Consider the following 18861-nt stretch of genomic DNA (forward strand, 5'->3'; position numbering starts at 1 on the left):
CATGCATGCGACCAGACGACTGATCTTGGCGATCCTTCCCGCCCTCGCGTTGCAGACCTGCTGGACCGGCGCGCAGCAAATTCAGCTCGAGGCGTTCCCGCCCAACGGGACCTCACGCGATACCCCGCTGCGCCCGCACCCCGGAAGCCCGGGCGAGCCCGCCCCCGATACTGCCGCCGGACCGACCCTCGGCGAAAGCGAGCAGGCCAGCGAGGTGCTACTGCCGCTGCGTCCGCGCAACCCGCAGGACGGCGAGACCGCCGGCCACCGTATGCAGGGCGAATACCCTGCGGAGGGCTTCTGGCTGTTCCTGCCGCGGCAGATTGACGGCGCGATGCTGGAGGTGTCGACGCTGAGCTCGATTAACCTGCTGCCCGAGCGTTCGCATGCCACGGTCATGGTCAACGGCACCGAGATCGGCACCATCCGGCTCGACAACTTCTCGGCGGCGGGCACGGCACCGCTCGCGGTTCCCGACGGGGTGCTGAAGGCCGGGCGCAACCTTGTGGAGTTACGCCTCGAACAGGTCCACCGTGTGCTCTGCGGGCCGGATGCTTCGTTTGGGCTCTGGACGGATATCATCGCGCACCGAAGCGGCATCACGGTGCCGCGGTCAGATCTTGGCCCAGACCCGCTGGGCTTTATGGCCGCCATCGCTGCGCAACTCGGTCAGGGCGGAAATTTCGAGCTGGCGAACGCCAACTACGCACAGGTGATCAATGCCTCGCCTTCAGTGGCGCGGATCGAAAGCCTATTCGGCGGGCTGCCGCCGGAGATCACCGTCGACGACTACTATTCCGTGGCCCCGCCCGGCACCACGCTGGCGCGGGTGACCGCCCTGCCCGACCAATACGCGGTGCCCGACCTGCCGGCGTTTCGCCACGGCGGCGACGGCGCCATCGTGCTGCTCACCAACAGCGGTGAGGCAGAGAAGATCGAGGCGCTGCTGACTGGCGCGCTTGGTGAATTGCGCTACGAGAAGACCCTGCCCGAAGCGACCCCCGGTGCGCCGCAGACCCTGTCTGATCTCGGCGTCGGCACGCTCGAGGGGCGCGGGCATTACATCAACCAATCGGTGTCCTTCAGGCTACCGTGGGATTGGCTGGTCTTGGCATCGCAGGAAGCGCGCCTGCGGCTGGACTATGCCTTTGCAGAGGATCTGCCCACGGGCTCGCTGCTGCTGGTGAAACTGAACGGCGAGACCGTGCGCCTGCTGCCGCTGGATGATCCCGCGCAGGCCGGACGGCGGCTTGAACCGCTGCAAATTCCTTTCGCTGCCAGCAAGTTGCAGCCCGGGGTGAACGAACTGAGTTTCGAGGCGCTCGTGCCAGGCGATCCGGCCGATGCTGCCTGCGTGCCCAGATCCGAGCCGATCTTCCAGGTCTTCGACACCACCCGGCTCGATGTCCCCGTAAGTCCGAGCATGACCCTGCCGCGGATCGACCGCACCCTCGCCTCGCTCGACGTCTCGCGGATTTCCATGAGCGAGGCGGCGCAGCGCAGCCTGCCCATCGGCCTGCTGCCGCAGATCGCCTCGGTCTACGCGCCGGACGAGCGCGGCGCGGCGCAGAACGATCTGCCCCGGATCGGCAGCATCCGGATTGGGATCCCCGCCGACCTGTCGAGCATTCCCGGCGATATTGTCAGCAAGAACGTCTCGATGCTCGAGGAGGTGCTGCTTTCGGCCCCGGCGCCCACCGGACAAGGCCCGGACCCTTGGGCCACCGTCGATCAGCGAGGCTGGTGGCGGGTCTTCGTCGACCGCCGCGAGGCCATCGGTCGGCTGCGCGAACTGAAGGGCAAGATCGCCTCGCTCTGGCGCGGCCCCGAATCCGATCTCGACAGCTGGCTGCTGGACCGCTCCGCCGAGGCGATGCTGATCCAGCCGAGCATGGAGACCCCCGAGGATCTGTGGCTAGTGGTGCGTCCCAACACCGATTACGAGCGGCTAGTTGCTTCGCTGGTGGACATGCATGATCGCTCGGAAGGGCCCAAGGGTCAGGTCTCGCTGTTCGGCTTCGACGGCAAGTGGCAGGTCTGGAGATCGGCCAACCACCCGCTCAGTCTGCTGGAGCCGCTGACCCTGCGGAATGCCCGCGCCGTTGTCGGCAACTATGTTACACTCTCGCCAGGAAGGTACATCGCCCCCCTTTTTCTGCTCGCCATCGGCTGCGCATTGTCTGCAATGGGACTGCTGATCGTGAGCCGACGGAGAAAGAGATGAACCGGCGCAGTTTGCTTTCGGGATTTGCAGCCCTGGCCGCGCTGAATGGCGCTGCCCCGGAGGTTGCGGCCCAGGGCCTCGGGCTGGAGGCGAAGCTGGAAGATGTCTGGCTAGCGTGGCGGTCCTCGAACCTAGATGCGACCGGCCGGGTCGTCGATCAGCTGCAGCGTAGCTCCAGCCACTCCGAGGGCCAAGGATATGGCATGCTGCTGGCGGCGACCCTCGGAGACCAGCGCTCCTTCGACCGCATGGAGACGTGGGCGCGGCTGAACCTCGCCATCCGATCGGACAACCTGATGGCCTGGCGCTGGTTCCCCGATGATCCGGTTAAGGTGCCCGACCTCAACAACGCGAGCGACGGCGATCTCTTCCGGGCCTGGGCACTGCTGCGCGGCGCGCGCCGGTTCAACGTCCCCGAGTACCGCGAGACAGCGCGGCTCATCGTCGCCGATATCGTGTCATCCTGCATCGCACCGCATCCCGGCGGCGACGGCTTTGATCCGCTGCTGATCCCCGGCGCCCAGGGGTTCGAGACCGACACCGGCTTCATATACAACCCATGCTACGCCATGCCGCTGGCCATGACCGAGCTCGCCACCGACCTCGATGCACCGGTCCTCGCACAGGCTGCCCGCGGGGCCGTCGAGGTGGCCCGGACGCTGGCGCAGGACGGCGTTGTGCCCGATTGGGTCGAGGTGACACCCAGCGGCCTCCGCGCCGCCGAGGGCTACTCGTTCGACTCCGGCTACGAGGCTATGCGCCTGCCGCTCTACCTGATCTGGTCCGGGCTGCGCGATCACCCCGCCGTATACCGCTACGCCGAGGCACAGGAGCAGGTCGCCCCGGGCCTGGTCGCCACGGTCATCGACCGCGAGACCGGGCGCGCGCTCTCGACCAGCGACGATCCGGGCTACAAGGCGATTTCGGCGCTCGCCAAATGCACCGTGCGGCAGAGCGTCGGATCGCAGATCCCGCCCTTCTCCACCGGATCGCCCTACTATCCGGGAACGCTGCAACTCTTTAGCATGATCGCCCAGATCGAAGCCTCGCCGATGTGTATCCCTATATGAGCAGCCTCAGACACATAGGTCTTTCGCTCGTCGCTGCCTACTGCCTAACCGGCGCACCGGCGCTGTCGCAGACCCCCACCGACGCCGACCTTCAGGCGCTGCGCTTCTACATGTCCGAGAATAATCAGCAGGCGGTCACCTCGGAGATCCGCCGGCTGCAGCTGCAATACCCCGACTGGGTCGTGCCGGACGACCTTGGCCAGCTTGAGCGTAACGTGCCCAGCGACATGATCGATAGAATTTACCGACAGGTCGAAGCCGGGGAATTCGAAGCCGCGCGCGGGAGCATCGGAGACCTCAGCCGGGAGTACCCCAATTGGGCCCCGTCAGCCGAGCTGCTGGAAACCCTGGCGCTCTCCGAGGCGCAAGCCAGTTTCGATGCCGCGGTCGCCGCGAACAACCCCGACGTCGCCATCCGCATCTCGCGCAACAACGCCGCCCTGCTGCGCTGCGAGCGGGTCAACAACGCCTGGCTGCTGGCCGAGCAATACCAGTCCATCGGGGATGTCACCTCGGCACTGGGGGTCTACACCGGCATCACCCGCAGCTGCTCCGACCCCGACATCCTTGTCGCGACGCTGGAGAAAGCCGCGGATATCGCCAGCCTCGCGCAGCTAGAGCGGCTCGCCGATCTCACCCGCGAACAGGCCCCCGCCGCCGCCGTCCGTTTGACCGCGGTTGAGGACAGGCTCCGCGCCGGGATGCTGGCGCAGGCGCAGGCCGAGACCGGCGCGCGCCCGCTCGATACCCTGACCCCGCTCGAGATCGCGCCGCGCGCGCCCGGAGCGGCGGGGGTCCCCCCGGCCGTCAGCCTGCGCCCGGTGGGCCGGCCGCAGCGCGCCGCAGCGCTGCAGTCGCCGGCACCAACCAGCCGCACCGCGCCCGCCTCTGCCGAGCTGTCGCAGGCGCGCGGCGCCGCCGAACGCGGCGATTGGGCCAGCTGCCTAGCCGCTACCGCCACCGCGCGCAATCCCGAGACCGTTGCGCAGCGCGGCTGGTGCGCGCTCAACGCAGACCGGCCCATGCAGGCGCTTTCAGATTTCTCCCATGCCGCCAGCCGCGCGCCATCCGCGCAGGGCCGCCGCGATGCTCGCTATGGGCAGGCGCTGGTCATGCTGCAACTAAACATGGTGGACGAAGCCGCGGGCGTCGCGGCGGCGACGCATTTCACCCCGGACCAGCGGCTAGAGATTGAAAGCCAGATTCTCGACAAGCGTGGCGTCGCGGCTTACAACCGCCAAGACTACGGTCGCGCCATTGCTTATTTCGACGAACTCGAGCGCGTCACCGGCGTAGTGCGCCGTGATCTCGCACTGCTGCGCGGCTACGCTTACCTGAACTCGGGGCACAAGGCACAGGCCCGCGCCGAATTCCAGAGGCTTCACGATCAGATGGCTACGCCGACCTCGCGTCGTGCTCTGTCCGAGGCCCTGCGCTGAATGCCAAGCACGGGCGCACGCTCGTCCGGAAGCGCCTCGGCCGAGAGAGCTGCGCGTCATATGACACCTGCCAGCCTACCTCAGCGCGCGAAACCGGCCAGTCTGCGGCCCGGGGCCTCTCCGAACACTAATCCTAAAGGATAGGTTCGAGATACCCGCGGGCCGGGCCCGCTCCGTCCGCGCTATCCAGTGCCTCCCTTTTCGCCCTGATCTAGCCCGGCGCGGGGCTGCTCCTCGGCAATGCAGCGCGGTATCCATGTCTTCAGAGCGGGACAGCAAAGGCCCTGCTCACAAATACAGGAAGACCCGGAGGACAACACCATGAGCCAGCTCGAAATCGAACGCGCCGCACGGCAAAAATCCCGCCGCTGGATCCGTGCCCAGGCCTTCGAACTCATCATCGGAGCCGCAATCTTGGTGACCGTCATCAGCTTCCTGAGCAGCTCTGCCTAAGTAGCCACGCAAGCGCTATAAGGCACTTTGCGATGCCTTCCAGCGATGTGCTGGACAAGCGCCAGCGCCAGCAGCGCGATGCCCCGCGGGGATCGAGAGGCGCGCTGCGCCCCGGCGGCGGCCGTCGATCTTCAGCTCCAGACCCTCGGCGGAGGCCGTCTTCTTCACCACGCCGTCATCAGTGTTGAACCAGTCGAGCGTGACCTATCTCCCCCACCCCCTGGCTCGGCGAGATAGGTCACGCTTTCGGCCCGGGGGCCGCTGAGCGTGCCGCGATCATCTTGCTCGGACAGGCGAGGCTCGTCCGGATATGCGGCAACCCCCGGCAGCTCGACTGGCCCCAGAAGCGCTGGCAGGAACATCGGCGCGAGCCCCTCGACAGCCACCGTCACCTGCCGTTTGAGGCTGTCGCCAGGCACCATGGCTGCAGGATCGCCTCACCCACCACTGCGACATCATCGAAACCGGCAACGACCTGGCGCTTGAATTCGGTACTATGGCTTCGGTGGCGTCTGGGCATAGGCTTTCTTCCTCTGAAAGCCCGCAGGTGGTCAATTCCAGCGGCCAACCTGGTCCATCCGCAGACGTCGGCTTTGACCATGGCGCGCCCGCAATCGCTTCCCGCGCAGCACTCGCAATCAGGAAGCCGACAGCAAGCGCGGCAAAAACCCATTGCAAACGCAGGAGCATCCGCAGATCGAGTGGCTAGGACATCTGATGCGCCCGCGTCTCTCCCGGCCCCGCGATCACTCGTCGATTCCGTTCTTGTAGATCACGCCGTCTTTCATGATCAGGTCGAAATTCGCGTGCGGATCAGCGACGAGATCGATGTCCTCCAGCGGGTTGCCGTCGACAAGGATCAAGTCGGCGTAGGCACCCGGTTCCAGAACGCCCAAGGGCCCCTCTTGGTAGGGATGGCGCGGCCCGGCCAGCTCAAGTAGTTCAGCATTGGTCGAGGTTGCCATCTTCAGGACCTCGTAAGGCCGATACCATTGCTGCAACTTGGCGAGAAATGCGCCCTGCCGCTCGGCCAGGGCCGGATCGAACAGGATGTCGGTGCCGAACGCGACCTTTACGCCGACCTCTTTGGCTGTCTTAAAGGCCTTGTCGGTGCCGTTGGTGACTGCCACCCATTTGGCCTGACTGAACGGATCATCAAACGTGAAGCCGTCCTCATCGTCGAGCAGCGGCTGTATCGACAGCCACACCTCATTGTCGCGCATCATTTCCATCGTTTCGCGACTGACAAGAAAGCCATGCTCGACCGATTTCACACCGGCTTCAATTGCGAGCTGAACGGCCTCGTCGGTGAAAAGATGCGAGGCGACATAGGTGTTGTACGTGTCCGCGACCTCGACAAAGGCCTTCAGTTCGTCGAGCGTATACTGCCGCACGTCGAGCGGATCATAGACAGAGGATACGCCGCCGCCACCTGAGATCTTGATCTGCGACGCGCCCATACGCATCACCTCCCGAGTGCGCTTGGTCACCTCAGGCACCCCGTCAGCCATCGCCATCAGTCCGACGCCATACCAGTACCATTGCGAGTCCGCCGGGTTGGTGGGTACCGCCTGGTAGGGGCGATAGTCGAAATGGCCGCCAGTCTGGCCGATAGGTGGGCCGGATGGGAGAATGCGAGGACCGGGAATCTCGCCTGCGTCGATCATCTTCTTGGTGGCAAACGGGTTGCCGCCGACGTCGCGCACAGTGGTAAAGCCACGCATCAGTGTCGCCTCGGAACCGATCGCGCCGCGGATGGCAACCTCGAGAATATCACCGGTGACAACGGTGCTTTGCGCTGCGCAGCAATAGGATGTGTGCCAATGCACATCTATCAGGCCGGGGATCATGGTGCGCCCGCCGCCGTCGATCACCGTGCCACCGGCAACGGAAAGGTCCTCGGTCGAGATCTCTGTAATGAGGTTGCCGGTCACGACGACATTTGCGTCCTCGATCAGCGCCTCGTTGACGCCGTCAAAGACGTTGACGTTGGTGATCAAGATCGGGACCTGATCTTGCGCCAGTGTTGGCAATGATACCAAGGAGGCCAGCAACGCCAAGGATGAAATGCGAATGGCTGAGTTCATGGAAAGCGCTCCTCCGCGAGAATCCAATTCACTCTAAGCAAGATATCCTCATTTCAATAATGATTCAGGTCAACACATCCGGGCACACCAGCATGTAACGCCGTCTTTCCAGGCCTTTTGCCGGGGCAGATACCCATTTATAGCTGGTTGGGCATGCGCAACACGCGAGCGCCTTTTGTGCAAAATCCTGCACTGCAGAGAAGAGCTGGAGGATCCGCTCATTGTTCGTCCAATGTTGTTGGCATGAAGGTCCGCTCCACCCTACTGGGCATTCGGGAAGACGAACGCACTTAAGTTGGTACCGGACGGATACGCGCCACACCATCTCCGCTGGGCAGCCACTGCTTCTGGGAAATTTGCTGCATTGCGCACGAACGACACGTAGTCGGTCTCACCGAAGACGTGCACGATGAGGGCATTTTCAAGATCGGACATGGGAGGCTTTCTGGGACAGGAGCTAGCGGGTTCGCGCTAAACTAAGGGCTCCGCGCGGATCCGCAACCGATGACGCGCTGGCAAGAACCTTGAACCATCCCCAGCCGCACGTGTTAGACTCCTATGCAGGACCTCGCGGCGCCGACGACCACAAAGCTAGAGCGCCGCTTCGACCACAAGGGAGCAACTGTGGACGCTCAATTTCTCGCCACCCTTATCATAACGCCATTCGCACTCTGCTTTGTCTATGCAGGCATCCACGAATATCGCCGTTACAAGTCTGAGGGCCGCGCAAACTATGGCCTCGTCTACGATGAGGATACTGGCACGACCTTCGTAAGCGGCATCTCTGAGGGCGACGAAGCCTATGATGTCGATGAGTTCGATCCCAGCGGCTACACAAACCCCGAAGCTAAGGAAGAGCCTGAACCCCAAAAGGCGTAGAAAGTGTTGCAAGGTGAGCGGGCAGCACCTGTACTGTAGTCTGAAATCCTCTTCTGACTGGAGGCTACGTCGTTGTTGAAGAATTCGCTGCTTCGATCCTTGCTCGGCAAGATCGTGATCGCGCTGTGGGTACCTCTCGCAAGTCAAGCTGCAGCTCCTGCTGCGGATATCCCGGTCTGGCTCCAAGAACATATTGGGACCGGCGAGGGCGAGATCGCTCCAGTCGTCCTTGAGCGGGCCCGCGCGCTCTATCTGAAGAACCGCGAGACCGGCAAAGTGAGCAACCCATGCTACCTCGCTATGGACGCAACACGGCCGAGCACTGCGCCCACTGGCGAGCCGGGAAGCCGGTTCTACGTCATCTGCGAAGCCGACAAATCATTCCGGGCGGTGTCGTCCGGCTATGGCAACGGACGAAGGCTCAGAAACGCTGATTTCTCGAATGGCCGAGAGTGCGCGAAGAACTTCAGCAACGCCGAGGGCTCTAAGTTGACCATGGGCGGCGCCTACACAACCGCTGAAACGCGGACCTCTTTTAAAGGCTACATCACGCGCTCTGGAACTAAGGTTCCTTTCTACCGCACGTTCTTGCTGTTCGACGGTGATGGGGAGACTGAAAACGCCAGAGAACGCGCCATCGGCGGGCATCCCGCGGTCTTTGTAAAGTGGCAATGCCGCCTCAAGAAACCCGAGAGTCCGAACGCCAACGAAGAAGGCTATGTCCCCTACGGGAATTTGGTGAACTACACCGGGGGCCGCAGCAACGGATGCACAACTTGGTCGCCAGCAGTCTCTGAAGACATCGTGAAGCTCGTAGATGGGGAACCGACCACTCTCTACATCTACCCCGAAGGACGCGACATCGATGCCGTGGCCAACGCGGTGAGCACAGGTGCTTCCGTTTCGAAGGCCGGCCTTTATTGGAACGCGTCATGCTTGAGCGCAATCGGAGCTCCCAAGTTCTGGCCAAAACAGGCACTACAGCCGGTCATCAACAACTGGCGCCAGTCACTACCGGACAGTCCGCCGCGAGACCTTCCAATCTGCAAATGACGCTTTGGCCGGGATCGCGCAATCTGAGCCCAGGGAGCCTGATGCCGTCTGTGGCCAAATCCAACTATTACCAAGTGAGAGAGTAGCGGCGGCGACCCCAGGGAGGAGGAGAAAGGGTCGCCGCCAATTTCCAGGGTCCAGGGAGGAGGAGAAGACCCTCGGAAAACTCGCAAACGCATCTCAGCGTCGTGCCCCCTAGGTACCCATCTGCTCGGGCGTGGACAACCGACGGCTCAGCAAGTCCGCTCTGCAGCAGACGCATGCCCAGCTTTGATAGAAGAGACCATGCCGCCTTGGACGGTTACACCGCCAAATTTCAGGACCGACTTCTGCTGACCTGCCGGATCGGAGGCTACTGAAGTCCTCTGGAAGGCGTCATTCTCCAGATGTCGAATTTTCCGGTTAATCCGCTGTCTCCTGATGCAGCCACTGAGCGAGAGCGCGACCATACAAGCGGTGCAGACGCCATAGATGATCTTGCCACCGACCGGTGCCGTGATCGCGACGATACCCATGACGATCGAGAGTACCAAGCTCGCGCCCGTGACGACCGTATTCGCGCGCCTCAACTTCCGTGCGCTCTCGAATTTGTCTTCTGCGCCCCGCATCCCCGTCATGGCACCGCCTCTACGTCTTACGGACTGCACCCTACCACGCGGTTCTTAAACCGCGCTTTCCACACCGGCGCCGCACAATAATTACGCAATAATGGGCGCTTACGCGGCGGAATTCATGTCGGGATGATGAAATTCGTAAGCCGCACGTTGCGGTCCAGATGAGAGCTTATAGATAGCAAGCGTTCGCGCGCCTCACTCCTCCTCCCGAACCGCGCGCATGCCCATGATCCGCTGTCAACCGATGGATCCGTCGATGAAACCGAAGACCTGACACCTGAGCGTGAGGATTGCGGGATCAAGGGCGCTGACTACGATCGCTTTGTCCTCCACCGGAGGATTTGTTGGCGGACCTACGGAGTTACCTCACCGCGTCGACGAGCGGTCTACCAAGTGCGCCTGTGGGCGGCTTGGTGCCTAGATAAGCTGCGATCGTTGGAGCGACGTCAACAGTTTCTACCCGGCGTGAGATGCGCCCCGGCTCGATTCCGGGCCCCGCGATGATGATTGGTACATGTGTGTCGTAAGTCCATGGAGAGCCATGGGCGGACGCCACATGCAGCCCGTCGAAATCCGCAATGAACCAATGCGGCTCAAAGACGATGTAGATGTCGCCCGATCGGTCGGGATGAAAATTGGCCAGCACCGCGTCGTCGATCTTGCTGCGTGGCACCCGCCCGGTGCGCAGGTCCGAACTGGCGATGGCTTTGGCGATCCCCGGTAGGCGCTCAAGTTCTTCTGCAACGGCGCGCTCAACGGTCGAGCGGTCAAGACCGCGCGCTTCGATCTCGGCGCTGTTGAGGTAGAGGTAGGGGTTGGAGAAGTTCAGGATTAGGTCTCTGCTCTCCCCAAATTCTGCGGTCAGACGTACAAATCCCGGCTCAGTATCGACCCTTGTAAAATCGAATGTTCCGGCCTCGATGCCGAGCATGGCCAGGTAGTCGGGATGCTCCGGTGCGCCGTGATCTGACGATAAAACAACCAACGTCTCGTCGAGCCCGACACGGGCATCCACATAGGACAGCAGTTCCGACAATGTCCGGTCGAGCCGTGCGAAATTGTCTTCAGCCTCAAGGCTGGATGGCCCGAAGACATGACCGACGTAATCCGTCGAAGACAAGCTGACCGCGAGGTAGTCGGGAACCCCGTCCTGCCCGATATCCTCGGCATCAATGAGCGCTTTTGCAAAATCGACCGTGATTTCGTCGCCTGCCGGGCTCAAAGTAAGCAACGTGGTGTATCCGCCGCTGTCTGGCGACCCATAGGAATGTGGGAAAACACGTCCAAAGCCTGGGAGGTCGGTTTCCCATGGTTGGTCGTCGCGGTCTCCGAACTGGTAGTCCTCCAGCGCGTGCATCGGTGTCCAATCAAACCCGGCGTACGAACCGACGACGCCCTTCGCTTCCCATGCCTCGACCCAGTCGGGATAGTCAGACCGATAGAAGCTAGAGGTTACGAAGCGGCCCTCTGATTTTGAGAACCAGTAGGCGGTGCCTGCATGACCGGCCATCGAAATCGCGCCTCGGTCCTTGATGGATACGCCGAAAATCTTCGCTTCGGGGCCAAAATGTAAAGCAATTTCGTCCGAGATCGTGGAGGTTAGGATGTTGCGTGGCGACCGCCCGTCCGTCGTGGCGGCGCGCTGTGTCGGGTCGATCTCAGCATCCGCATCTATACCTTGTGCGCCCACAAGAGGGTAGTCAGGGTCCTGAACGTTGTAAAATTGGGTGCCACCAATCCTATCAAACCAGAGGTTAGCGACCATGCCGTGAATTGACGGATCGGTACCTGTCGCCAGCGTCGTATGGCCAACGATCGTTTCGGTATTGGCGTGGCGATGGTGGGCATCGACATAGTGCACGCCCGCATCTAGCAGACGTTGAAAGCCGTCTTCGCCCAAATGCTGGCTGTAACGGCTGATCATATCGCCCCGCAATTGATCGACGGTGATCTGTAGGACGAGGCGGGGTGGGTCTCTGTGCGCATCGGCCGCGTTCGCCAACCACGGGGCGGAAGCAAAGACGACACATGTACCAGCTAACTTGATTGCGAGTTTATTCATCATTGTCTTCCAGGCGTTTGAATATGGCTCACCAGATTAGATTTGTCAGCCAATTTGGCCCGGCGCACCCCGCAAGGCCGCGCCGGGCCAAATCTCACTGGTACGACGGCTCAAGTATTCCACGTGTGCGGATTTGCTCGAGAATGTCCATTGCCTTCAACGACTGGTAGTTGATGCCAGCAGCATTAAGTGACTGCCCTTCCTGGAACGGATAGTCCGGGATCGTGCTGAGGAAATTGCTGACCACTTCCTGCACCGGCACGAACAGCCACATGTTGTCCGCCATCCAGCGCAGGTACATTTCCGATTCCATCCACATCTCTTCGTAGGGATCGGCACGAAGGTTGATGATCGTGGGCCAACCGGTCACCGTCCGCTCGCTGTCAGCGATGTTGCCTTCGAGCCGCGCGAAATGGATCTTCCAGTCGTTCCAGCGCACAGCGTTCAGATCGCCATCCGGGCCGAAGTAGAAAATGTTGTCGCGTGGGCCTTCCTCCGTCTCACCGGAGAAAAACGGCATGAAGTTGTAGCCATCTAGGTGGACGCGGAACTCCTTACCATTGGCCGTCATGCCTTCCTTCAGGTTTTCGACCACGTCCGGGTCGCCCGCCGCGGCAAGCAGGGTGGGCATCCAGTCCTCATGGCTGATAATCTCGTTGATCTTGCTCCCAGGCTCGATCACGCCGGGCCAACGCACGACCTGCGGCACACGGAAGCCACCCTCCCATGTGGTTCCTTTTTCGCCATGGAACGGGGTAATGCCGCCGTCGGGCCAAGACACTTTCTCGGCGCCGTTGTCGGTCGAATAGATCACGATGGTATTGTCTTCGATCCCCAACTCTTCAAGTTTGTCCAGCAGAACGCCCACATGGTCGTCATGCTCGACCATACCATCGGGATAGAGCCCGATGCCCGTGCGGCCTACAGCTTCGGGCTTGAGCCTGGTCCACACATGCATGCGGGTGGTGTTCATCCAAACGAAAAAGGGCTGCTCCTGCTCAACTGACCTGTCCATGAAGTCGAGAGCTGCGGTCAGGAACTCTTCGTCCGCCGTTTCCATGCGCTGACGCGTCATCGGACCCGTATCTTGAACCTCACCGTCTGCAAAGGCCCGGATCACGCCGCGGGGGCCATACCTTTCCCGGAACTCCGGATCGTCAGGATAGTAGTAAGTTTCCGGTTCTTCTTCGGCGTTGAGGTGATACAAGTTGCCGAAGAACTCGTCGAAGCCGTGCGCCGTCGGCAGGTGTTTGTCCTGATCGCCCAGATGGTTCTTGCCGAACTGACCGGTGACATAGCCGCGGTCTTTGAGCAGGCCTGCGATGGTTGGCGTCCACTCCGGAATTCCGTGCGGCGATCCTGGCATACCAATGGTCAGCAGCCCTGTACGGAAAGGATGCATCCCAGTGATGAAAGACGCACGACCCGCCGTGCAGCTCTGCTGCGCGTAGGCATCCGTGAACATGGCGCCTTCTGCGGCGATCCGATCGATGTTCGGCGTCTCGTAGCCCATCACGCCATGATTGTAGGCGCTGATATTGTGCATGCCAACATCGTCGCCCCAAATGACGAGAATATTCGGCTTTTCCGCTTCCTGCGCGTACGCCGGCGCCGCAAGTGCGAGTGCGACTGCAACCGCCTTAATGAAGGTCATTCTTAGTGCCATTTCTCCTCCTCAGTTTATGTCGCCACAGCGCGTCCCCGCGGCATATGCAAAGCGGCCAGACCCTAGCGAGAGAATCTCTCGTATCACTCTACTATAAGTACGCCACTCCGCCGCATGAAAAATAATGTTGCCATTTCGAGCCAACTGCGACTCCCGATACCTATGGAGCAAGTCGCAATCACCCGTGCCACGTGCACAGGTCCGTTGCCGTATTTTCTCGAAGCCCGAGATCGCCGCAATGCAAAGCATTTCGCTTTCAAGGATGTCGGCCTGCCGCAAGCTTTGACTGCGGAGCCATAGCAGCGCATCCCGACGCCTCTGCTTGCGCGTCTCTATCAAAGGGTGTCAGAGGAAGTCGGCGGCCCGCTGCTCGGTGTTTGCCCCGCGGCAACTACGGTATATGGGCGCGATATGCTCTCCAGGCATTGACGCTCGGAGAGGGAATCAGACGCCCCATTCGAACACTCCATCTTTATCAGAGCGGTACCGCTATGCGTCTGACCCGCAGGAAGGGCGGCCTCGTGGCGTGGTGATACTGGCATCCTCAAGCTGGTGCTCCCCTGTTTCGCCAGCAGTCCGATGCGATCGTTTCCGCAATGATCCACTTTTTGCAGAGTTTTGTAGACCCGGCATCGCATAACCTTGAAGATTTGGAGATTGAGACAGACTGCGCATAGCTGCTTGAGCAGCCGAAACTCTCGATCATGATGCCATCTCCTATCCTCCAATCTCGGGCGCTACATGGCCCAGGCTTCCTGCAATTCCTGAACTGCTTGGCCACCACACCATGGGCAGACCTCAGACATCTCAGGCGTCACGCCGCGGTCTCCTCTATCTTGGGACCGGGGCCCTCGGAGCTGGGCTTCGGCATCGTCATTTTTCAGAGTACTCCGATTGCGTGTTTCTCAAGGGGCTGCCTTCGAGGCTATAGCGACGCAGGAAGTCCACAGCTCTAGCCTTGATCTGCTTGCCGGCGGGCACGTGACGACAAAGCATCCGGACGAGCATGGCCATCTCTTCCGCCGGAGGAGCTGCCCGAAGGCGCTCGATCTCTTCTTGGGCCGCTTTCGGGACGGTCTGCCAGGAACCGGACGCCGAAAGTGCCTCCATTGTCCCTTCTGGAGTCTTTCGGATGCTGTCTGCAAGCCGGCTGGCTGCTTTCTGCTTGTCAGTCAGCATGTCGGGCCTCCTCCGATGGCAGGAACCGGCAGCTGAAAACGCTGGAGCAGCTCGGCGACCTTCATTCCGTCGTTCTCGCTCAAGGGGCCTTCAACGCGGAAGATTGCGACCTTCCTTGCGCCACTACTGTCTGTCTCGGTTAGCGACCATCCATTGGGGAGCTGGCCGTCTGCGGTGCCACTGCGGCCGACCCAATCCCAAAGACCGTCTTCATCGTCGACGCCGAAGGCAACCTTCAGATCGCTCCAAGGCATCTCACGGGAATATTCAGAGTTTTCCATCATGGGGCCTCACACCCGGGGCGCCGCAGCTGCGCGCTCGTTGCGATTGCTTTGTAGTCCATGTCTCGATTTCCTCATGTTCTAGTTCGGGAGCTGCATGTTGAAGAGCCGTGACCACCAGTTGTCCGGTCTGCGCAATCTCTGCAGCTGGTTTAGGGCTTCGTCTTCGGTGATTTCACCACGCACAAAGGATAGACGGATAGCTCGAGCCTCTTGGCTCAAACGGTGAAGCCGCTCATGCTGTTTTTCCTTGAGCTTCCCCATGGCATGCGGCCGTCAAACGTTGAAGAAAACAATGGTAAGGGTCATGTTCTCCCATTCCTTGAGCGGCAGAACTGCTGCTCCATTGGTTCCGCTCTCGAACGATCGCAGAATGGTCTTCCCATCGACATCAGAAGTCCGACCGCGCATCTCCTTTGCAAATGCGAGCGCCTCTTCCCTATCGGATTCCGTCGCCTCGTCGCCTTCTGCCCACCACACCTCAACGCAGTGGCTGTAGCTGGGCGCCAGATCAGGTGCGTGGCATGCTGCGAGCGTGTCGGGCTCGACCTTCTGAACCTTGGTAATGAGACCAGTCATGATCATAGTGTCGCCATTCTGATTTATTTTTAAAGAATAGCTTTTAATGAATAAAACATCAAGTCATGAACGGTTTTGGAAAGCTCTGCGTCGAGCTCGATACCACTCGCACGTGCCTGCGAAGCCACGCCGCTCAAGGCACCGGTTTGAGACCTCTTGCCGAAGCTAAAGGCGTCCTTATAGTCGCTCCCCGGATTTTACGGAGTACTGAATTTTGAAAGACCTCATTGGCCGCATCAGGGTTCGCTTGAACAGGCTGCTCAAGCTGATCATTAGCCCGCTCAAAACAGGGGGCTTACGTACAACCGGCACTACTGAAGGTGGCGCAGGGGATGCCGCCGAGAACGAAGTGGAGCAAGCGCGTAGGCAACTAGAGCGTATCCGCCTGGTGAGCTCCATCTTCGAGACTACCGATGCCGATCGTATAGATGGATACCACATTCAGCCGCTCGGTTGGGTCGCAAGCGAACGCGTGGAGCGCAGCTCAGCAGAGTATGCTTTGCGGAACGAAGCCGCGCGCACGCACCCCGAGGCCAATGTCCTGGTGAAGCTGTCGTCGACTTCGGTCTCTGAGCGGTACGTGGCCGGAGTTGGTGCGAAAGGGAATGCCTACTACCGAAACCGCAGGAAGACGACCTGGGAAGCCCTCGCTGCCCACGCTACCCCATTGTCGGAGGTCGACCGCCCAGCGCGTCAATGGCGTTCGGACCTTGCGATCGTGGATGGCTCCAACGTCATGCATTGGGACGATGGGCGCGCCAAGATCGAGACGCTGCAGGCGGTGATTGATCTACTGGTTGCCAAGCGCCAGACACCGCATATCGTTTTCGACCGCAATGCGGGTTTCAAACTCACCGGCAAGCCCGCCTCCATCGCCAAGATCCGAAACCTGATCGCCCGCGATGTGAACATGGAATACTGCCCGCCGTCGGAGCCCGCCGACATCAGCATCATCGATCTTGCACTCGACCTAGGTGCTCCTATCGTCTCCAACGACCAGTACAAGGACAGCATTCGGGCTCGGCACGTCCCCAAGATTAAAGGATTTTCAGTAAATGGGACCACAGAGCTTATGGAACCGCGGCCTTAAGAAGCGTCTATAGGAACCAAAGAACCATATGCAGCCATCCATCATTCTCTGACCGTCAACAGACGAATTCTAGATTACTCAGTTCATCGCAAGAAGGCGGATGTCTTGAACAACAAGGTAAGATTCCCCGCAGAATTCAGAGACTTTCAACCTCTGCATCGGTCCCGGGGTAGTTGAGGGCTAGCTCTTGTCCGGGAACACCGGATCTCTGAATGAAATCAGACTCCGCCACGATGGCGTCATGGTTCTCTCGCAGCCACACCGCTGTGCGCTCGCCTACCTTCGTCTCCTTGCACCTACTAGGCTTGGCCATGGGTTGTCTCCCCTCTTAGCACCCGCCCTTCAGCATATGGGGAAAGGTCTCCGCGGAACAAGCCTCAACACCGGCACCACGCACCATTGCTGGGTCAGAGGTCGAAGACCATCAGGGTCAGCTTCTTTGAGAACTGAGCTCCGACTGGCGCCAAATTCTTGAACTTCTCGTCCCGCTCCGATGCCTCGAAGACCTCTTTGCTGGTGAAAGTTTTCAGAGTCCCTCCGACTTTCGCGTGCAGGGCCTGTAGAGCTTGCAGTTCGATTTGCTCGATGCCCGAACGATCAGAGTGCCAGGTCCCAGCATAGTGCTTCGGGCCGGTGCCAATCTCCTCGGGCATCATCATGGTCGCGTAGGTCGCCCCGTTGCGATTGATCTCGGTGGAGCTGGAGAACGGCATCGGGTTGGTCCTCTCTGACAGTTGCCTAGATTTCTAGTGACTTACGCGAGTTCGGACAAGCTCGATCAGAGTTCATCTTCCTCTTCGTCAATGTCGTCATCGCGCCATTCGATGTTGCTTTCGAGGTGCTTTTCCCCGTGCTCGTCATAGAAGAGCTTCTCCCCCTTCCGCGTAAGATGCCTGGCGTCATCGTCGTAGAGCTCACGGTCGCCGCCCGCAGCGTAATCCCAACCGATCTTCCCCTGATCCCCCTGGGAGATAGGGTAGCAGGCCTCGATGACCTCAGCGGTGCCTTTGATGAGGGTGATGGTCCCTTTGACGTAGTGCGGCATTGAACTCTCCTAGAAATGGCCCGAGCGCGGCCGTGTTGAGGCAACCCTGCCGGGTTCGAACCGACAGGGGTGTAGTTTTCAGAGTCTGTGGACGTGATCAGAGATCGAAGACGAGGACGCTCAACTTTTTCACGAACTGGGCGCCGACGGGCATGAGGTTCTTGAAGCGTTCGTCCGTCTTGACGACTTCAGCGATTTCTTTGCCGTGAAACTCTTTAAGAGTGCCGCCCACTTTGTCATGCAGATCCCACATCGCGCGCCGCTCCGGGCATTCTTCCACCGGCTTGTTGTCAGGATACCAAGCACACGCGTAGTACCCACTTTTAGCACTCGGAACCGGCAGCAGCATTTTTGCATAGTTAACGCCGTTAGCGCCGCGGTCAATTTGTTGGAAAACCGGCATGTTCGTTCCTTTTACTTGTGTCAACATTTCTAACTTAAGCCCCGCGCATCTTCAAGAATAGAATTGCCTCCAGATTTATTCTTTATTGTTGACACGCAACCCGTCTGCCGCCACTCTATTCTTATATTTGGATTTTCGGTGAGCGGTTTAGCACCCATCGCCTGTACGAAAGAGGACTGATCCTTAATGGCCAAGATCACCTTTAACTACGACGAAGACGACGTGAGAGCGCTGATCGCAGCCGATGTTGAAAAGCGCTTCGGACACGTGGCCAAGGCATACGACGTCAAAAGGGATGCGGGCGAGACTGCGCCTTGGTCGATCTCCGTGGTAGACTATAGCGCGAGCGGAAAGGCCATCTCAAGCAAGCTACGGAAGAAGCCCAAACTCGGCGCGAGGCTGTTGACAACCCTCAAGCGCCTATTTGGAAAACGGCAGTCCCCTATGGCTTACAACGCTGACACGATCCCCCGCGTGAACCACTTTTACCTGTCTGACCTCCTGGAAACTGAAGAATGGAAAGGCTCAAAATGATCTGCGAACACAACCGACTGCTATCCAAACCCTGCATTGACTGCGACCCCATCGCATTCTTCGAAGCCAGGCTCACAGAAGCTTTGGAAGCGCCGGAGAGTGAGCTGCGCGAGAAGGTCACTCGTTGGCGAGATCGTGCCAAGCAGTCGCTCTCAGAACGCGGCTGATCGGCAAAGCGGCTCCATAAATCAGATTTTAGGCAC

20 protein-coding genes are annotated in these 18861 nt (G+C 60.3%); 8 read left to right on the forward strand and 12 right to left on the reverse strand.

Annotated elements, in window-relative coordinates:
- Window position 1: 1 nt before the first annotated feature.
- From ACXAJT_RS23015 to ACXAJT_RS23030, 4 genes are all read left to right on the forward strand, one after another.
- On the forward strand, window positions 2-2224 hold the full coding sequence (locus ACXAJT_RS23015; protein WP_475239665.1) for a cellulose biosynthesis cyclic di-GMP-binding regulatory protein BcsB: 2223 nt from the start codon (window positions 2-4) through the stop codon (window positions 2222-2224).
- Window positions 2221-3294, forward strand: a complete 1074-nt coding sequence (locus ACXAJT_RS23020; RefSeq protein WP_475239668.1) for a family 8 glycosyl hydrolase — start codon at window positions 2221-2223, stop codon at window positions 3292-3294. The genes ACXAJT_RS23015 and ACXAJT_RS23020 overlap by 4 nt, the downstream gene beginning before the upstream one ends.
- On the forward strand, window positions 3291-4733 hold the full coding sequence (locus ACXAJT_RS23025; RefSeq protein ID WP_475239671.1) for a hypothetical protein: 1443 nt from the start codon (window positions 3291-3293) through the stop codon (window positions 4731-4733). Before ACXAJT_RS23020 ends, ACXAJT_RS23025 begins: the two co-directional genes overlap by 4 nt.
- A gap of 321 nt (window positions 4734-5054) precedes the next feature.
- Window positions 5055-5186 carry a hypothetical protein gene (locus ACXAJT_RS23030; RefSeq protein ID WP_475239674.1) on the forward strand — a complete coding sequence of 44 codons (132 nt, stop codon included), beginning with the start codon at window positions 5055-5057 and terminating at the stop codon, window positions 5184-5186.
- A 746-nt stretch (window positions 5187-5932) separates the two neighbouring features.
- Here the strand turns inward: ACXAJT_RS23030 and ACXAJT_RS23035 are convergent.
- Both ACXAJT_RS23035 and ACXAJT_RS23040 read right to left on the reverse strand, forming a co-directional pair.
- Complete coding sequence (locus tag ACXAJT_RS23035) at window positions 5933-7273, reverse strand: metal-dependent hydrolase family protein (RefSeq protein ID WP_475239677.1); 1341 nt, start codon at window positions 7271-7273, stop codon at window positions 5933-5935.
- A gap of 261 nt (window positions 7274-7534) precedes the next feature.
- Complete coding sequence (locus tag ACXAJT_RS23040) at window positions 7535-7708, reverse strand: hypothetical protein (RefSeq protein ID WP_475239680.1); 174 nt, start codon at window positions 7706-7708, stop codon at window positions 7535-7537.
- Between the two features lie 123 nt (window positions 7709-7831).
- On the opposite strand from ACXAJT_RS23040, the gene ACXAJT_RS23045 reads away from it, so the two are divergent.
- On the forward strand, window positions 7832-8152 hold the full coding sequence (locus tag ACXAJT_RS23045) for a hypothetical protein (protein WP_475239683.1): 321 nt from the start codon (window positions 7832-7834) through the stop codon (window positions 8150-8152).
- 72 nt (window positions 8153-8224) lie between these two features.
- On the forward strand, window positions 8225-9205 hold the full coding sequence (locus tag ACXAJT_RS23050; RefSeq protein WP_475239686.1) for a murein L,D-transpeptidase catalytic domain-containing protein: 981 nt from the start codon (window positions 8225-8227) through the stop codon (window positions 9203-9205).
- A 233-nt stretch (window positions 9206-9438) separates the two neighbouring features.
- Here the strand turns inward: ACXAJT_RS23050 and ACXAJT_RS23055 are convergent, their stop codons facing one another.
- The 6 genes from ACXAJT_RS23055 to ACXAJT_RS23080 form a co-directional block, all read right to left on the reverse strand.
- Window positions 9439-9822, reverse strand: a complete 384-nt coding sequence (locus tag ACXAJT_RS23055) for a hypothetical protein (protein WP_475239689.1) — start codon at window positions 9820-9822, stop codon at window positions 9439-9441.
- Between the two features lie 358 nt (window positions 9823-10180).
- Window positions 10181-11881 (reverse strand): alkaline phosphatase family protein, encoded by a 1701-nt coding sequence (locus ACXAJT_RS23060; protein ID WP_475239693.1) that lies wholly within the window; start codon window positions 11879-11881, stop codon window positions 10181-10183.
- 94 nt (window positions 11882-11975) lie between these two features.
- Entirely contained in the window at window positions 11976-13535 is a 1560-nt protein-coding gene (locus ACXAJT_RS23065; RefSeq protein WP_475239696.1) for an arylsulfatase, read from the reverse strand.
- Window positions 13536-14420: 885 nt separating this feature from the next.
- Complete coding sequence (locus ACXAJT_RS23070; protein ID WP_475239699.1) at window positions 14421-14726, reverse strand: hypothetical protein; 306 nt, start codon at window positions 14724-14726, stop codon at window positions 14421-14423.
- A complete protein-coding gene (locus ACXAJT_RS23075) occupies window positions 14720-15010 on the reverse strand; it encodes a hypothetical protein (RefSeq protein ID WP_475239702.1) in 291 nt (96 codons plus the stop codon). Before ACXAJT_RS23075 ends, ACXAJT_RS23070 begins: the two co-directional genes overlap by 7 nt.
- Before the next feature lie 273 nt (window positions 15011-15283).
- On the reverse strand, window positions 15284-15592 hold the full coding sequence (locus ACXAJT_RS23080) for a hypothetical protein (RefSeq protein ID WP_475239705.1): 309 nt from the start codon (window positions 15590-15592) through the stop codon (window positions 15284-15286).
- A 208-nt stretch (window positions 15593-15800) separates the two neighbouring features.
- Here ACXAJT_RS23080 and ACXAJT_RS23085 point away from each other — a divergent pair, with 208 nt between their 5' ends.
- Window positions 15801-16676 (forward strand): NYN domain-containing protein, encoded by an 876-nt coding sequence (locus ACXAJT_RS23085; protein ID WP_475239710.1) that lies wholly within the window; start codon window positions 15801-15803, stop codon window positions 16674-16676.
- Between the two features lie 136 nt (window positions 16677-16812).
- On the opposite strand, the gene ACXAJT_RS23090 is transcribed toward ACXAJT_RS23085, so the two are convergent.
- The 4 genes from ACXAJT_RS23090 to ACXAJT_RS23105 all read right to left on the reverse strand — a co-directional run bounded on the left by ACXAJT_RS23090 (window position 16813) and on the right by ACXAJT_RS23105 (window position 18124).
- Window positions 16813-16989: a hypothetical protein gene (locus ACXAJT_RS23090; RefSeq protein ID WP_475239714.1), complete on the reverse strand. Its 177-nt coding sequence runs from the start codon at window positions 16987-16989 to the stop codon at window positions 16813-16815.
- 94 nt (window positions 16990-17083) lie between these two features.
- The gene (locus ACXAJT_RS23095; RefSeq protein WP_475239716.1) at window positions 17084-17389 is read right to left on the reverse strand and encodes a hypothetical protein; all 306 of its coding nucleotides are present in this window, start codon (window positions 17387-17389) and stop codon (window positions 17084-17086) included.
- Window positions 17390-17454: 65 nt separating this feature from the next.
- Entirely contained in the window at window positions 17455-17721 is a 267-nt protein-coding gene (locus ACXAJT_RS23100; RefSeq protein WP_475239718.1) for a hypothetical protein, read from the reverse strand.
- A gap of 97 nt (window positions 17722-17818) precedes the next feature.
- Complete coding sequence (locus tag ACXAJT_RS23105; protein ID WP_475239720.1) at window positions 17819-18124, reverse strand: hypothetical protein; 306 nt, start codon at window positions 18122-18124, stop codon at window positions 17819-17821.
- A gap of 186 nt (window positions 18125-18310) precedes the next feature.
- Between ACXAJT_RS23105 and ACXAJT_RS23110 the strand changes: the two genes are divergently transcribed.
- Window positions 18311-18658, forward strand: a complete 348-nt coding sequence (locus ACXAJT_RS23110; protein WP_475239722.1) for a hypothetical protein — start codon at window positions 18311-18313, stop codon at window positions 18656-18658.
- The last annotated feature ends 203 nt before the right edge of the window (window positions 18659-18861 follow it).

This window comes from Salipiger sp. ABF4_146 (genome assembly GCF_056161345.1).

What these genes read in the sequence shown, in the direction of transcription:
- ACXAJT_RS23100 (WP_475239718.1), bottom strand. Translation starts at nt 17,721, where the DNA reads ATGCCGCACTACGTCAAAGGGACCATCACCCTCATCAAAGGCACCGCT.
- ACXAJT_RS23035 (WP_475239677.1), bottom strand. Translation starts at nt 7,273, where the DNA reads ATGAACTCAGCCATTCGCATTTCATCCTTGGCGTTGCTGGCCTCCTTG.
- ACXAJT_RS23045 (WP_475239683.1), top strand. Translation starts at nt 7,832, where the DNA reads ATGCAGGACCTCGCGGCGCCGACGACCACAAAGCTAGAGCGCCGCTTC.
- ACXAJT_RS23095 (WP_475239716.1), bottom strand. Translation starts at nt 17,389, where the DNA reads ATGCCGTTCTCCAGCTCCACCGAGATCAATCGCAACGGGGCGACCTAC.
- ACXAJT_RS23040 (WP_475239680.1), bottom strand. Translation starts at nt 7,708, where the DNA reads ATGTCCGATCTTGAAAATGCCCTCATCGTGCACGTCTTCGGTGAGACC.
- ACXAJT_RS23025 (WP_475239671.1), top strand. Translation starts at nt 3,291, where the DNA reads ATGAGCAGCCTCAGACACATAGGTCTTTCGCTCGTCGCTGCCTACTGC.
- ACXAJT_RS23090 (WP_475239714.1), bottom strand. Translation starts at nt 16,989, where the DNA reads ATGGCCAAGCCTAGTAGGTGCAAGGAGACGAAGGTAGGCGAGCGCACA.
- ACXAJT_RS23060 (WP_475239693.1), bottom strand. Translation starts at nt 11,881, where the DNA reads ATGAATAAACTCGCAATCAAGTTAGCTGGTACATGTGTCGTCTTTGCT.
- ACXAJT_RS23080 (WP_475239705.1), bottom strand. Translation starts at nt 15,592, where the DNA reads ATGATCATGACTGGTCTCATTACCAAGGTTCAGAAGGTCGAGCCCGAC.
- ACXAJT_RS23065 (WP_475239696.1), bottom strand. Translation starts at nt 13,535, where the DNA reads ATGACCTTCATTAAGGCGGTTGCAGTCGCACTCGCACTTGCGGCGCCG.
- ACXAJT_RS23015 (WP_475239665.1), top strand. Translation starts at nt 2, where the DNA reads ATGCATGCGACCAGACGACTGATCTTGGCGATCCTTCCCGCCCTCGCG.
- ACXAJT_RS23020 (WP_475239668.1), top strand. Translation starts at nt 2,221, where the DNA reads ATGAACCGGCGCAGTTTGCTTTCGGGATTTGCAGCCCTGGCCGCGCTG.
- ACXAJT_RS23105 (WP_475239720.1), bottom strand. Translation starts at nt 18,124, where the DNA reads ATGCCGGTTTTCCAACAAATTGACCGCGGCGCTAACGGCGTTAACTAT.
- ACXAJT_RS23055 (WP_475239689.1), bottom strand. Translation starts at nt 9,822, where the DNA reads ATGACGGGGATGCGGGGCGCAGAAGACAAATTCGAGAGCGCACGGAAG.
- ACXAJT_RS23070 (WP_475239699.1), bottom strand. Translation starts at nt 14,726, where the DNA reads ATGCTGACTGACAAGCAGAAAGCAGCCAGCCGGCTTGCAGACAGCATC.
- ACXAJT_RS23075 (WP_475239702.1), bottom strand. Translation starts at nt 15,010, where the DNA reads ATGATGGAAAACTCTGAATATTCCCGTGAGATGCCTTGGAGCGATCTG.
- ACXAJT_RS23030 (WP_475239674.1), top strand. Translation starts at nt 5,055, where the DNA reads ATGAGCCAGCTCGAAATCGAACGCGCCGCACGGCAAAAATCCCGCCGC.
- ACXAJT_RS23110 (WP_475239722.1), top strand. Translation starts at nt 18,311, where the DNA reads ATGGCCAAGATCACCTTTAACTACGACGAAGACGACGTGAGAGCGCTG.